This is a genomic window from Paraburkholderia pallida (assembly GCF_004524855.1).
In the GTDB taxonomy this organism is placed as follows: domain Bacteria; phylum Pseudomonadota; class Gammaproteobacteria; order Burkholderiales; family Burkholderiaceae; genus Paraburkholderia; species Paraburkholderia oxyphila.
On record NZ_CP038150.1, the window covers coordinates 1,782,516 to 1,797,075 of the forward strand.

Annotated in this window: 11 protein-coding genes; 6 read left to right on the top strand and 5 right to left on the bottom strand. The window is 61.0% G+C overall.

Annotated features, from left to right (window positions below; genetic code table 11):
- Positions 1-32: 32 nt before the first annotated feature.
- The 4 genes from E1956_RS34385 (at position 33) to E1956_RS34400 (ending at position 5,985) form a co-directional block, all read left to right on the top strand.
- Entirely contained in the window at positions 33-977 is a 945-nt protein-coding gene (locus E1956_RS34385; protein ID WP_134757581.1) for a choline ABC transporter substrate-binding protein, read from the top strand.
- 965 nt (positions 978-1,942) lie between these two features.
- A complete protein-coding gene (locus E1956_RS34390) occupies positions 1,943-3,421 on the top strand; it encodes an NAD-dependent succinate-semialdehyde dehydrogenase (RefSeq protein ID WP_134757583.1) in 1,479 nt (492 codons plus the stop codon).
- A 21-nt stretch (positions 3,422-3,442) separates the two neighbouring features.
- Positions 3,443-4,837 (top strand): aspartate aminotransferase family protein, encoded by a 1,395-nt coding sequence (locus E1956_RS34395; protein WP_134757585.1) that lies wholly within the window; start codon positions 3,443-3,445, stop codon positions 4,835-4,837.
- A gap of 245 nt (positions 4,838-5,082) precedes the next feature.
- Positions 5,083-5,985, top strand: coding sequence for a GNAT family N-acetyltransferase (locus E1956_RS34400; protein ID WP_418789334.1), 903 nt, complete (start codon positions 5,083-5,085; stop codon positions 5,983-5,985).
- A gap of 52 nt (positions 5,986-6,037) precedes the next feature.
- Here E1956_RS34400 and E1956_RS34405 read toward each other — a convergent pair whose 3' ends face one another.
- The 5 genes from E1956_RS34405 to E1956_RS34425 all read right to left on the bottom strand — a co-directional run bounded on the left by E1956_RS34405 (position 6,038) and on the right by E1956_RS34425 (position 10,983).
- Positions 6,038-7,288: an NAD(P)/FAD-dependent oxidoreductase gene (locus tag E1956_RS34405; RefSeq protein ID WP_134757589.1), complete on the bottom strand. Its 1,251-nt coding sequence runs from the start codon at positions 7,286-7,288 to the stop codon at positions 6,038-6,040.
- A gap of 226 nt (positions 7,289-7,514) precedes the next feature.
- Positions 7,515-8,435, bottom strand: coding sequence for a LysR substrate-binding domain-containing protein (locus E1956_RS34410; RefSeq protein ID WP_134757591.1), 921 nt, complete (start codon positions 8,433-8,435; stop codon positions 7,515-7,517).
- A 165-nt stretch (positions 8,436-8,600) separates the two neighbouring features.
- Positions 8,601-9,416, bottom strand: coding sequence for an ABC transporter substrate-binding protein (locus E1956_RS34415; protein WP_197732944.1), 816 nt, complete (start codon positions 9,414-9,416; stop codon positions 8,601-8,603).
- Between the two features lie 134 nt (positions 9,417-9,550).
- Complete coding sequence (locus tag E1956_RS34420) at positions 9,551-10,321, bottom strand: amino acid ABC transporter ATP-binding protein (protein WP_134757593.1); 771 nt, start codon at positions 10,319-10,321, stop codon at positions 9,551-9,553.
- Positions 10,321-10,983, bottom strand: coding sequence for an amino acid ABC transporter permease (locus E1956_RS34425; protein WP_134757595.1), 663 nt, complete (start codon positions 10,981-10,983; stop codon positions 10,321-10,323). The genes E1956_RS34420 and E1956_RS34425 overlap by 1 nt, the downstream gene beginning before the upstream one ends.
- An 802-nt stretch (positions 10,984-11,785) precedes the next feature.
- Here E1956_RS34425 and ehuR point away from each other — a divergent pair.
- Complete coding sequence (gene ehuR, locus E1956_RS34430) at positions 11,786-13,189, top strand: MocR-like ectoine utilization transcription factor EhuR (RefSeq protein WP_232071994.1); 1,404 nt, start codon at positions 11,786-11,788, stop codon at positions 13,187-13,189.
- Positions 13,190-13,337: 148 nt separating this feature from the next.
- Complete coding sequence (gene doeA, locus E1956_RS34435; protein WP_232071996.1) at positions 13,338-14,555, top strand: ectoine hydrolase DoeA; 1,218 nt, start codon at positions 13,338-13,340, stop codon at positions 14,553-14,555.
- Positions 14,556-14,560 lie beyond the last annotated feature (5 nt).

The window sequence follows — 14,560 nt, forward strand, 5'->3', positions numbered from 1 at the left end:
TCATTAGGATTACAAATCGAGGAGAGTCTCTCATGAAACGCAATCTGTTGAAAATAGCCGCCGGCATGCTCGCAGTTACCGCTTGTGCCGCCCACGCGGCCGATCCCGCCATGTGCCGCGACGTGCGCTTCGCCGATGTGGGCTGGACCGATATTGCCGCCACCACCGGTCTCGCCTCCACGCTGTTCAAGGGCTTGGGCTACAGCCCGACCACGACCATCGCTTCAATACCGATTACGCTGGCGGGCATCAAGAGCAAACAGATCGACGTCTATCTCGGCTACTGGTCGCCGACCATGGACCCGATGATGGAACCGTTCGTGAAGGCGGGCACCATCGAGGTGCTGCCCACGCCGAACCTGACCGGCGCGAAATACACGCTTGCCGTGCCGGACTATGTTTATAACGGGGGCCTCAAGTCTTTTGCCGATATCCAGAAGTATGCCGACAAGCTCGATGGCAAGATCTACGGCATCGAGCCGGGCAACGACGGCAATGCGCTGATCAAGAAAATGATTGACGGGAACCAGTTCGGCGTTGGCAAGTTCAAGCTGGTTGAGTCGAGCGAGGCGGGCATGCTCGTGGAGGTGAACAGGGCCATTCGCGAGAAGAAGTGGATTGTGTTCCTTGGCTGGGAGCCGCATCCGATGAACGTGCAGATGAAGATCGACTATCTCGCGGGCGGGGATGATGTGTTTGGGCCTAACTATGGCGAGGCGAAGGTGTTTACGGCTACGCCGCCCGATTATGCGGCGCGTTGCCCGAATGCCGCCAGGTTGGTGTCGAATCTTCGCTTCACTACGGAGATCGAGAACCATGTGATGGTGCCGATCATGAATAAGGAGGATGCCAATAGGGCAGCGCTTGAGTGGCTCAAGGCTAATCCTCAGCCGCTTCAGGGGTGGTTGGCTGGCGTGCAGACGATTGACGGTAGAGATGGCCTGCAGGCCGTGAAGGCGTATCTCGCGGCGCATTAATGTGCGTAGCCCGGTGTGCTGCGCCGGGCTTGATGCGTCCGGTTTGCGCATTTCACTTTTAGAGTGTGGGTGAGAGTTGATTTGGTTTGGGGGCCATTGCGTTGGCCTTAACTTGTATTCGCGGCGGGCCGCAAGCGTTGCCCCTGTGCGGGGCGGCACCTACTTTTCTTTGCCGCGGCAAAGAAAAGTAGGCAAAAGAAAGCCGCTCAAACCGCCAGTGTGACGCAGTTCACCACTGCCCTGTCGATCGGAGCGGCTCCGGGGCGTCTGTCATCACTGGGCGTATAGCAGAGTGACTAAGGGCTCATCCATCCGGCGGCGCTGAGCGCGCCGTGGGGCATAACAAAAACCATTGGGATATACACGTATTCGTGGAACTCCAACGTATTCATATGGAAGCACTCTCGCGTATCCGTAGGATTACAATATATTAGGCCGCAGCACCCCGACGCATTCGCCTGGCAGCCCGGCCGGTTTTCCTTGCAGACCCTTCCGCCCGCGCGTAGCGTGTGGCGGGAAGGATGAGCCCCTTGTCACTTACGCGGAGTGTGCGGGGAGACGGATGCTCCGGAGCCGCTCCGATATACAGGGCAGTGGGGGACTGCGTCACACTGGAGGTGTGAGCCGCTTTCTTTTGCCTACTTTTCTTTGCGGCTGCAAAGAAAAGTAGGTGCCGCCCCGCACAGGGGCAACGCCTGCGGCCCGCCGCGAAAACAAGTTAAGGCCAACGCCATAGAGCGGCGCAGCCAGCCCGCCGCGAAAACAAGTTAAGGCCACCGCCAAAGAGTGGCGCAGCCTGCCCGCCACACCGTGGCTGCCCCTATCACCTTGACGGCGTTCAAGTTATTCACGCCAACCCACACCAGTTCAAAAAGAACCTAAAGATCGGGTACTGAAAACCAAAAAATCCGCACAGGCCGCCGGCCCAGAATAGGCTCCATATCCCTCAAGGAGGAGCCAACGTCATGCTGCCCGGACATCCTGTCCTGTTCAAATCGCTGTGCTACGTAAACGGCCGCTGGATCCACAGCGACAGCGCCAATACGATGGCGGTGCACAATCCAGCGGACCAGTCGGTCATCGGCCATGTACCGATGCTCGAGCGCACGCAGATCGTGGCCGCCATCGCCGCCGCGCAGCATGCCTTCGAGTCGTGGCGCTGGGTACCGCAACAGCAGCGCAGCGCCGCATTGCTGCGCTGGCACGAACTGATCTTGCGCCACCAAGATGACCTCGCAGCACTGCTTTCACTCGAGCAAGGCAAGCCGCTCGCGGAATCCCAGGGCGAAGTCCGCTACGCGGCAAGCTTCGTCGAATGGTTTGCGCACGAAGCGAAGCGTCTCGCCGGCCGCACGATTCCCACCCATATCGACGGCGCGCATCTTGGCACGGTGATGGAGCCCGTGGGCGTGGCCGCGCTCATCACGCCGTGGAATTTCCCGGTCGCGATGATCACGCGCAAGGCCGCCGCCGCGATCGCGGCGGGCTGCGCGGCCGTCGTGAAGGCCGCCCACGAAACGCCATATTCGGCGCTCGCCCTCGCGCAGCTCGCAGAGGAGGCCGGCTTTCCGGCGGGCGTCTTCAACGTGGTGATCGGCGAGCCGCAGATGGCCATGGAAACGCTCGTGAGCGATCCCCGCGTGCGTACTGTGAGCTTCACCGGATCGACGCGCGTGGGCGCGCTCGTCACCCAGGCGGCGGCGCGCGCGGGTATCAAGAAAGTCGCGCTCGAACTCGGCGGCAACGCGCCGTTCATCGTGACCGAGGATGCGGATCTCGAGCAGGCCGTGAAAGTCGCCGTGGGCGCGAAGTTCCAGACTTCGGGCCAGGACTGCTGCGCGGCTAACCGCATTTTCGTGGCGCGCGCGCTCTACGAGGCGTTCGTGGAGCGCTACGCGGCGGCGGTGCGCGCGCTCAAGACCGGCCCCGCATTCGAGGCAGGCGTGGACGTCGGGCCGCTCATGCATCAAGCCGCATTCGACAGCACCGTGGCGCGCGTGGCCGATGCGCGGGAGAAGGGCGCACGCATCGTGGCAGGCGGCGAGGCGCACGCGCTCGGCGGCTGGTTCTTCGAACCCACCGTGATCGCGGACGCCGCGCCCGGCATGCGCGTCTACGACGAGGAAAACTTCGCGCCCATTTCCGCCGTCTGCGCATTTGACACGCTCGACGAAGTGGTCGCGAAGGCGAACGACACCGAGTACGGCCTCGCCGCTTATGTGTGCGCCACGAACGTCAATACCATCTTCCAGTTGGTGCGCCGGCTCGACTTCGCAATGGTTTCGGTGAACGGCGTGAAGTTCACCGGGGCGCCGATTCCGTTCGGCGGCATGAAGGCCTCGGGCCTTGGCCGCGAAGGCGGCGCTGAAGGTTTCGAGCCGTTCGTGGAAACCAAATACTTTTGTCTTGGCAATCTCGGCCTGCCGCTCGCGGCCATGGCCTGAATATCGTTTCGGGAGCCCCTCATGACGCAACAACTCGACGTATTGTTCCAGCAGGACCGCGCGCATTTCATGCATCCTTCCACGCACGCCTACGATCACGAAAGTGGCGCGCTGCCCGGCAAGATCATGCGCGGCGCGCGCGGCATCCGGATTGAAGACCATCAAGGCAAGCAGTATATCGATGCCTTTGCGGGTCTCTATTGCGTGAACATCGGCTATGGCCGCACCGAAGTCGCCGACGCCATGCATGCACAGGCCAGGCAGCTTGCGTATTACCACACCTATGTCGGCCACTCCTCGGATGCGATCATCGAGTTGTCGTCGCGCATCATCGACTGGGCGCCCGCCGGCATGAAGAAGGTGTACTACGGCATGTCTGGGTCGGACGCCAACGAAACGCAGGTCAAGATCGTCTGGTACTACAACAATGTGCTGGGCCGCCCGAACAAGAAGAAGATCATTTCGCGCGAGCGCGGCTATCACGGTTCGGGCATCGTGACCGGCAGCCTCACGGGCCTGCCGAGCTTCCATCAACATTTCGATTTGCCAATCGATCGCGTGAAGCATACGGTTTGTCCGCACTGGTATCGCAAGGCGCCTGCCGGCATGAACGAGGCCCAGTTCGTGGCGTACTGCGTAGAAGAACTCGAAAAGCTCATCGCACGCGAAGGCGCAGACACGATCGCGGCGTTCATCGCGGAGCCGGTGATGGGCACGGGCGGCATCATCGAGCCGCCCACTGGCTACTGGCCCGCGATCCAGGCCGTGCTGAAAAAGCACGACATCCTGCTGATCTCCGACGAAGTGGTCTGCGGCTTCGGCCGCCTCGGTTCGAAGATGGGGGCGCAGCATTTCGGCATCGAGCCTGATCTCATCACGGTCGCGAAGGGCCTCACGAGCGCGTATGCGCCGCTCTCGGGCGTGATCGTGGGCGAGAAGGTCTGGGACGTGATTGCGCGCGGCTCGCAGGAGCACGGGCCGATGGGGCACGGCTGGACGTACTCGGGCCACCCGGTGTGCGCGGCGGCGGCGCTCGCCAATCTCGACATTCTCGAGCGCGAGCATCTCGTCGATAACGCCGCGCAGGTTGGTGCGTATTTTGGCGCGAAGCTGTGCGAGGCATTCGACGCTCATCCGCTGGTTGGCGAGGTGCGCAGCGTGGGCATGCTCGCCGCGCTCGAATTCATGGCGGACAAGGCGGCGCGCAAGCCATTCGACGCCGCGCTGAAAATCGGCGCGCAGGTATCGGCAGCGGCGCTGCAACGTGGCGTGATCGCGCGCGCGATGCCGCACGGCGACATCCTGGGCTTCGCGCCGCCGCTCGTGATGACGCGTGCAGAGGCCGACGAAATCGTCGCCATCGTGCGCGAGGCCGTCGACGAGGTGGCAGAGCGGAATCTGGCCGCCGCGGGCTGAACGCGCATGCACCCTTGAGATGAACTGCAGTCAGCCGCCGTAGACCTCTACGGCGGCTTTTCTCGTTCTCGCGGTTCTGCGCAAGATGCATCGCATCCTGCTTCGCGCTCAGGCAAGCAGCACGGCGGGCGATCGACTGGATGCATGCCGGGTCGCCGCCGGTTGCACATAATGAAGTAAAGTCCTATGCGCAGGGCCACGAGGATGCAACACTGAACCGCGACCCAGGCCAACAGGAGCATGGAGTGTCCGAATCACTCATCATCAAGCAGAATAACCATCCGGCGCAGCCTGCCTACCGTCCTTTTACCTCCACCGACGTTCGTGCCGCTTACGCATTGTCGACGTCGATACGCTGGCCGCACCGTCAGGAAGACTGGCAGTTCGCCGCCGACGCCGGTCTGGGTTTTGTCGCCGAGGAGAGCGGCAGCCTGATTGGCACCGCGCTCGGCTGGAAATTCGGTGCGGATCGGGCCACGATCGGGATGGTGATTGTGGCGCCCGAGCAGCAAGGCCGCGGCATTGGCCGCAAACTGATGGACCTGCTGCTCGACGAACTCGGCGAGCGAACCACATTCTTGTATGCGACCCCCGCAGGTCAGCCCCTCTACGAAAAGCTGGGATTTCGCGCATGCGGATCACTCGATCAGCATCAGGGGGCGGCCTCGGGGCCAGCGGTCGTCACGCTTGCACCAGGCGAGCGCTTGCGCAAAGTTCGCGAAGCGGATCTGCCGAGACTCATCGAGCTCGCTTCCTTGACGAGCGGTCTTGACCGCAGCGCGATCATGCCGGCCTTGCTTCAGATCGCAGACGGGGTCGTGCTCGAGCGCGAAGGCAAGGTTATCGGCTTTTCACTGTTCCGGAAGTTTGGGCGGGGGCATGTGATCGGCCCCGTGGCGGCACTCGAATCCGCGGATAACGCGCGCGCCAGGGCATTGATCGCCTATTGGCTCGCGGCGCACATCGGCGTCCCCGTGCGCATCGATGTCCCTGCGGGAGGGGCGTTGACCGACTGGCTCGGCGGCCAGGGCATTGCCCACGTCGACAAGGTGACAAGAATGGTTCGAAATGCACCGGCAGGCGCGGTCGACGCAACACGTGACTTGCCGTATCGCGCCTACGGCATCATCAATCAGGCAATGGGCTAGCCATGCCTCGAGCCGCATCTCCGGAGAAGCCGTGGAGATGCGGCTACGGCGCCTAGCCAAATCTGGCCAAACGATAAGGCGTCGCATCGATTCGGCTCTGCTCTCCAAGGACCAGATCCGCCGCGATTCGAGCGGTCGCCGGGCCATTCGTCATGCCGAAGTGAGAATTGCCGAATGCGAGGTGCAAGCCCGGAACGGCACTTACGGGTCCAATCACCGGAAGGCTATCCGGCAACGAGGGGCGCATCCCCATCCAGACAGTAGGCTCATCGTGAGTCAGGTTCGGGAATAGCGCCTTGGCTTGCGAAACGTAGCGCATTGCGATGCTTTCCTCGGGCGGATCGTAGCGATCACACAGCTCCACCGCGCCAGTAATGCGAATGCCCATTTCCATCGGCGTAATACCAAGTCCACGCGAACGCACGGTCAGCGTGTGCTGCAATTTCAGGTTGGTGCCGGGCAGCGTGGCGTGATAGCCGCGCTCCCCTTCTAGCGGCACGCTGATGCCGAATGGTTTAAGCAACTCGTGGGAGAAAACACCGGCCGCAATGACGACATCAGCTGCATGCCGATTGGCGATGTTCGTCATGACCATGATGCCCTTCTCTTTGGGAATGAGCTTGAGGGCCTTCTCCGAAACCAGCTTCCCACCTTCGTTGAGAAAAGCTTCGCCAATCGATCCCACGAGGCGTGCCGGGTTGGTGGTGTAGCCATTGCCGGGCACGATGACGCCGCGCGTGATGTCTCTGGCGATGCCCGGGAACATTTCCCGAATCTGGTCGGCGTCGAGGATTTCCACCTGCGTGCCGTGGCGCTCCCGGATCGCTTGCTCGGCCCTTGCGTTTCGTGGCGGCATATCATTCGTTGCTGCCAGGTGCACCTGACCATTGCGTCGAATCAGCTCCACGTAGCGTTGAGGTCCAACCAGGTCCTTCCAGTATTCGTGCGTGTCCTTCGCGAGCGCGCGCATCGCGTCCGAGATTTCCATGACCCGGTCAATGCGCCCGGCGCTGATCCATTTGAGCAGCCACGGCGCGACCTTCAGGAAATAGCGCTTGCGGAGGACCAGCGGGCCATCGGGATCGAGGAGCCAGCCCGGAACCCGGCTCAGCATGCCGGGCATGGCAATCGGGGTCGCGTTGTTCGCGCTGATCATGCCGGCATTGCCGAACGAACAGCCTCCTGCGGGAGGGAACGGGTCGATCACCGTGACTGTTTTGCCGGCACGCTGGAGAAAAAGCGCGGTAGCCATGCCGACAACCCCCGCACCAATGACAATTACCGCATCTCTGTTTGTTTCCAATTCAGTTCCTCGACTAAGGCGCAGGCGGTCGCGCACAACGAAGTGAATAGTTTCTCAATTCGACCAGTGAAATAAAAATCAGCTTTCGATATAGACCATAAGCGGGGTGGCCAAAATAAGCGCGGACTCCCTATCAAGTTCGCGATACTTTATAAAATTTTGGATGCCGAAATAATTTTGGCGAAAAAAGAATGACTGAAAGACTCGAATTCCGGAGTTTCGCGGGCTACTGGCTCAACGTCATGGTTGCATGAACCTGCTTCACGGCATCGTCGACCAGCTTCAGGAATGCAGCCTGATCGATATTCTCCTTTCTGCCTGGCACGGTAAATGTGCTGAAGTTCAGCTTCGTTACCGGCTCGAACGGACGACAGGCGACGGTGCCATGCCTAAAAAGCCAGGCTGAGAAGGGGCCGACAATGGCAAATCCGATACCCGCCTCAACCATCGCCAGCGCGGTCAATGCCGCCGGGCACTCCGCGACTGCGGGCGGCGATCCGCCGACATCCGCGAAGGCGGCCTCCACGATGTCGTCGATGCGCTCCACGTGTGAAAGGCTGATCATTGGTTCGCCGCAGAGGTCGCCGGCCGAGATCACGCTTTTGCTCGCGAGGGGATGTCCTGCGGGGAGCACGCAGACCATGCGCTCGGACGTCAACAGGGTGGAGCTTACGCCGGGAATGGCCGGCTCTTCGAGCCCAAAGCCGATGTCGACCTTCTGCGATGCGACCAGCGCCTGAACATGGTCGGAGCGCCGCGAGACGACGGAGAAGTGCACGTCGTCAACCGTCTCGCGATAAGCACGGATCGCGATTGGCAACACGGCAGTGGCAAACGCCGGAGTCGCGCCAATCACGACCTTGCGCGTTTCCTGTTTCGCAAGGCGAGCACAGAACGAATTCACCGCATCGAGCCCGGTAAACGAGCGCTCGATCTCTTCGAAGATCAGCTCCGCTTTTTGCGTGGGAACGAGCCGGCCCGCATGGCGCTCGAAAAGCGGAAAGCCCAGCCGCTCCTCCGCTTCTTTTAGCAGATTGCTCACCGCCGGTTGCGTCACATGCAGCCGCGCGGCGCCGCCGGTCACCGAGCCGGTGAGAAGTACCGCGTAAATGGTTTCGACATGTCGAAAATTCAACGGGCGCGCCATGGCTCAAGAGATCGATGCATGAAAGGTACATTTTACACTTCCCGAGTCTTAAATCGTGCCGCAAGACCCGATTCGTCATACCTTCATGTCCTGCCCCGGCGCCTTTCAAGCCAGCGCCGGGGCGCAGGCGCGCATCCTGCCACGCGCCCGCGCCATCTTGTGCTCTCAGTTGCCGCGCCAGTGCCACTTCTTGAGCAGCGCGTCGAGTGTGCCGTCGGCCTTCATGGAGTCGAGTGCCGCATTGATCTCCTTGAGCAAAGTAGCGTTACCCTTTTGTACGGCAAATGCGATGATGTCGTTCTTTGCCATCGGCGAGTAGCTGTCCACGACGTGCATGCCCTTGAACCCGCCCTTGGCTTCCTGGTATTTCAGCTTGGGATAGTCGTCGATGCCGACGTCGATACGGCCAAGCTCCACGTCTCGCACGATGTCACCCGTCGTGTCGTAAAGCTTGACCTCTTGCGCGTTGTAATTGTTCTGCGCCTTGAGCATGTCGACATAGTCGGTGCCAGCCAGGACGCCGATTTTCTGGTTCACAAAATCGCTCGCGCTTTTATAGGTTCGCGTGTTGCTGTCCTTGACGATGATCCCATCCGGGATCGTCGTTACGGGCTGCGAGAAGTCGATGACTTTCTCCCGCACAGGCGTGGGGGAGAGCCCAGCCGCGATCAAGTCGATTTTCCCGGCGATCAGCGACTGCGTGAGCGCGCCATTCGGGATGGCCTGGTACTTCAAATCGAAATGGCTTCTTTTGGCGATCTCCTGAGCGATGTCCGGCATCAGGCCGATATAGTCCCCCGTCTTGGTGTCGAGGAATCCGGTCGGCGCGCTGGACGGCGTCGACCCGACGTTGATAACCGTTGCATGGGCGATCTGCGAGGTCCCGACTGAAACCAGTCCGACCACGACCGCCGACAAGAGCGCCACTCGGGTCCTGGTTGAAATATCTTTGATCATTCGAGATACATGAGCGCGATTCATTGCTGAGTCTCCTTCGATTGATATAAAAACAATGCGTGCATCACGCGGATAAATACGAGTCTAAATAAGCGGTTCGGCTCGCCGGGTAGTGGGCCGGAGAAACCGATCTCAAATCAGTGGACCGCAAGGCCTGGCTATCCACAACTTTGCATCGCCTGGCTCGGCGACGATTTCGACGGACCGCCAAGCACCCGCCGCAGGAAGTCCTGAGTCTTCGATTCGGTGGGCGAGCTCAGTACCTGCGCGGCCGGACCCTCTTCAACAATCCTTCCGGAGTGAAGAAAGCAGACGCGATCCGCAACGTCTCGCGCGAAGCTCATCTCGTGGGTCACCACGATCATCGTCATGCCATCGGCAGCCAGCGCTCGCATCACACTCAGCACCTCGCCCACCAGTTCGGGATCCAGCGCGGAAGTGGGCTCGTCGAACAGCATCGCCTTGGGCGACATGGCGAGCGATCGTGCGATTGCCACGCGTTGTTGCTGTCCACCCGAAAGTTGCGCCGGATACGCGTCGCATTTGCTCCCAAGGCCTACGCGATTGAGCAGGTCGACGGCCTTTTTTCGCGCACTCGCGCGCGGCTCCCGATTGACGTAAATGGGCCCCTCCATGACGTTCTCCAATGCAGTCCGATGGGGGAACAGATTGAAGTGCTGGAACACCATGCCAATGCTGCGCCGAAGCTCGTTGATGTCCTTGGCCTGAGCGTCCACTTTCTTTCCCAGGGCAATAATCGAGCCCTTTTCATACGATTCGAACCCATTGATGCAGCGGAGCAGCGTCGACTTACCTGAGCCGGACGGCCCGATGAAGCAGACGACCTGACCCTCGGCGACGCTTGTCGTCACACCTTTGAGTACCTCGTTGTCCTTGAAGGACTTATGAATATCGCGGATTTCAATCATCACCTGCTCCCTCGTTTATGCCGTCCGAACCGGAATTCAAGAACTTTCGTCAGTCTGATCAGAGGCATCCCCATCACCAGGTAGAAGCCCGCGACCATCGTATAGACGGTCGTGTTGTCGAAAGTCGAGTACGCAATCAGCTGACCTTGCCGTGTGACTTCGGCCACAGCGATGGTTGACGCAATCGACGAGTCCTTCAGCAGCATGAGCAAGGTGTTGCTGTACGGGGGAAGTGCGACTCTGAACGCCTGAGGCAGAATCACCCGGTACATGGCCTTGACCTTCCCCATGCCGATCGAGCGCGCCGCTTCCAGCTGACCCTGGTCGATCGATTCAATCCCCGATCTGAATATCTCGGAGATGTAAGTCGAATAGGCGAACCCGAGGCCAATGGTGCTGGCTTGCAGTGACGTGAGCTTGATGCCGATATCGGGGAAAACAAAGTAAATGTAGAAAAGCAGCACGAGCATCGGCAGCGCGCGGACGGCGTTGACCATCGCGGTCACAGGCACAGTCAGCCACGAAATCTTCGATATCGTGCAGAACGCCCACATGAGTCCTAGCGGGGTGCTGATCAACAGTGAGAGAACCGTGATGACCACAGTCATCTTCGCGCCTTCGAGTAGAAGGGGCATATACTCGGCTACGTGACTCCAATGCATAGGACCTCTTGTGCTTTTCTGTTAGCTGTTTTATGGCAAAGAAATTCGAATTTAATAAGGATGTCGAATTTCATTCGATGCAACTGGGAAAATTTCCGTCCGTGCCTGCGAAGCGTTGCGCGCCTCCTCCCTCGTGGCTTTCCCTTGCGGGAGCCTGGTGTCGCCCGTTACTTTGTCTCCTGGCAGGCTTACCAGGCGTCCCGGCCATACCCCGTTGGGACGCAACATCCGAAGCACTTGCGTCTCGCGCAGCGCCTTCCGGCTGAACCTGTCAATTTAGCGTTGCGGGAGGGCCTGCTTCCGGCGTGAATCATCTTGTGCGAGCCGGCATGTAGTCGCCGGCCGGCACGTTTCGCCTGGCGGCGTGGGTAGCTTCAGAGGCATTGCAGCGTCCTGGTTCATATCGTAAACATGTCCTGGGCAGAATCGCATGGTCATAGTTGTCCGCCTAATTAGTTTTGGAAATGGGCTATAAGCCATTGCTATGGCGCGCGTGCCGGCTGCAAGCGCAGGCCACCGCGCGGGCACTTCCCGCACGCTCCCGTGCAGCCTGGGTTCGCCGGCGCGGCGGGGCGTTTGGGTGGGTACGCAGATGGGCTCCACGAGATGGCTCCTTCGGTGCTGGACCGATTGTCAGCGCGGCCATATTCCTGTAACAGTAGCCACGCAGTGCTGCGAAACTTCGATGGACGGAGCATACGCAGCCATTATTTTGTTGCGGATTGTACTAGTGCAATAATTTTCCGGATCGCTTTCGAGCGACCATGGGCGCTTACGTCAGGGGCGGAACGAGATGGCACCGGTGAGGGTTTTAAGCAAGTGGCACGACGCGGTGGAGGCCGCGCACGGTACGGAATCCAAACACAAGCGGCTGGTCAAGGCGATTGCGCTGGACATCGAGAGCGGCGCGCTCGCTTCGGGTGTGCGGCTCGCGACGCAGCGAGAGGTGGCGGCGGCGCTTGGCATCAGCGTGCAGACGGTGACCAACGCCTACAAGGAGCTCGAGCGGCAGGGCCTGGTCCGCTGTGAGGTTGGGCGCGGCAGCTTTGTTTCTGCGCGTGTGACGGAAACGATGTCGAATTACATTCTCGATTCCGCGGAGCGCGAGATTGTCGACTTCTCGACCGCACGCATCGTGCACACGCCCGATCACGATAACGCGTGGCGGGAGATTTGCGCGACATTCGCGACTCTCGATTCGCAGCCCTGGATTCATTCGTTTCGACCGATCGCGGGTTTTGAGCATCACCGTCAGGCCGGCGCGGCGTGGCTCGCCTCACTGAACATGCCGGTCAAACCGGAGTTGCTGCTCGTCACCAACGGCGCGGCCCACGGCATTTTCCTCGCGCTGGCGTCCACCGTTGGCCCCGGCGATACGGTGCTGTGCGAGAGCCTCACGGAGCATGGCGTCATCGGCGCGGCAAACGTGCTGGGCTTCACGCTCAAAGGTCTAGAGATCGACGAATACGGTATTCACCCCGAGCATTTCGAAGAGATGTGCGACAGCGAACGGGTGAGCGCGCTCGTCTGCACCCCAACGTTCAACAACCCCACGGTGTCCGTGATACCCGATTCGCGTCGTCGCGCGATTGCGCGGATTGCGGAGCGCTATGGTGTCTACGTGATCGAGGACGACGTTTATGGCGCGCTGCCCGCTAAGACGTGTACGCCCATTGCGAGCCTGATTCCGGAGCTGGCGTTTTACTGCACGAGCATGACGAAGTCGGTGCTGACCGGGCTGCGCACGGGCTATCTGGCCATGCCGCGCCGGCTCGCGCTGCGCGTGGAGAGTGTGCTGCGCGTGAGCAGCTGGATGGCGACTTCGCCGATCGCGGAGATCGCCACGCGCTGGATCGCCGATGGGACCGCGCGCAGGCTGGTGGAGTTGCAGCGCCAGCGTCTCGCGGCCCGCCAGGCCATGGTGCGCGAGGTGCTGGGCGAATACGTGCTGGGCGCGCACCCGAACGCGTTATCGGCATGGCTGCGCGTACCGGACTACTGGCAGGCCGAGCGCGTGGTGCGCGAGTTGCGCAACCGCCAGATCGCCGTGACGTCTCCCGAGCCGTTTCTCGTGGGCAATACGCCGCGACCCAACGCGGTGCGGATCTGCGTGGGCGCCGAGGCTTCGGACGCCGCGTGCAAGAGTGCGCTGGAGACCATTGCAGGGGTATTCGAGCAGTACCCGCATGTGCACGATTTCACTTGAGCGGCATTGCGAAAATTGTCCTAGTACAACCTGAAGCATTTTTTCGAACATTACACTGCGTCTCTCTACATCACGCACGCGGCCTGAGTTTCCGTAGTCGCGGGTGCTGTCACCAGCAGGATTGCGCAAATTGGATCAGGAGGTGCGATTGACCGCGAATGAAACGCGTATCGGACAAGGTGTCTCGCCGTCGCGGCTTCCGTTCGCGCGCAGCGAATATGATGTGCGAATCGCGAAGACGCGCAAGGCGATGCAACAGGCGGGCATCGGTCTGTTGATTGTCACGGACCCGAGCAACATGTACTGGCTCACCGGCTACGACGGCTGGTCGTTCTATGTGCATCAGTGCGTGCTGCTCGCACAGGAAGGCGACCCCGTGTGGTTCGGGCGCGGGATGGATGCGAATGGCGCGAAGCGCACGACCTTCCTCGCGCACGACCATATCATTGGCTATCCTGATGATTACGTGCAGTCCACCGAGCGTCATCCGATGGACTATCTCGCATGCGAAGTGGTGTCGGCGCGCGGCTGGGATGCGCTGCGTATCGGCGTCGAGCTCGACAACTATTACTTCAGCGCCGCTGCTTACGCCGCGCTTCAGCGCCATCTGCCCGGCGCGCGTTGGGTCGACGCCACTGCGCTCGTCAATTGGCAGCGCGCCGTGAAGTCGCCGCGCGAGATCGAATATATGCGAGTCGCGGCGGGAATCGTCGAGAAGATGCACGCGCACATTCTCGAGACCGTCGAGCCTGGCATGAAGAAGGCCGACCTCGTCGCGCGCATCTACGCTACGGGGATTGCCGGGGTGGACGAGCACAGTGGCGACTATCCCGCCATCGTGCCGCTGCTGCCGAGCGGCCCCGACGCCGCCGCTCCGCACCTCACATGGGACGATTCGGTGTTCACGTCGAACGCCGGCACGTTCTTCGAGATCGCAGGCTGCTATCGCCGCTATCACTGTCCGCAATCGCGCACGGTCTATCTCGGCAAGCCGCCCCGGCATTTTCTCGATGCCGAAAGCGCAGTGCTCGAAGGCATCGAAGCAGGCCTTGCGGCGGCGAAGCCGGGCAACGTGTGCGAGGACATCGCGAACGCGCTCTACGCCGTGCTGCGCAAATCGGGTATCGAGAAGAGTCACCGTTGCGGCTACCCGATCGGCGCGAGCTATCCCCCCGACTGGGGCGAGCGCACCATGAGCCTGCGCCCCGGAGACCGCACGGTGCTCGAGCCCGGCATGACGTTCCACTTCATGCCGGGACTGTGGCTCGACGACTGGGGCCTCGAAATTACCGAGAGCATTCTGATTACCGAAACCGGCGTCGAAACGTTCTGCCGCACGCCGCGCAAACTGTTTGTGAAGGAGTAGGAGCA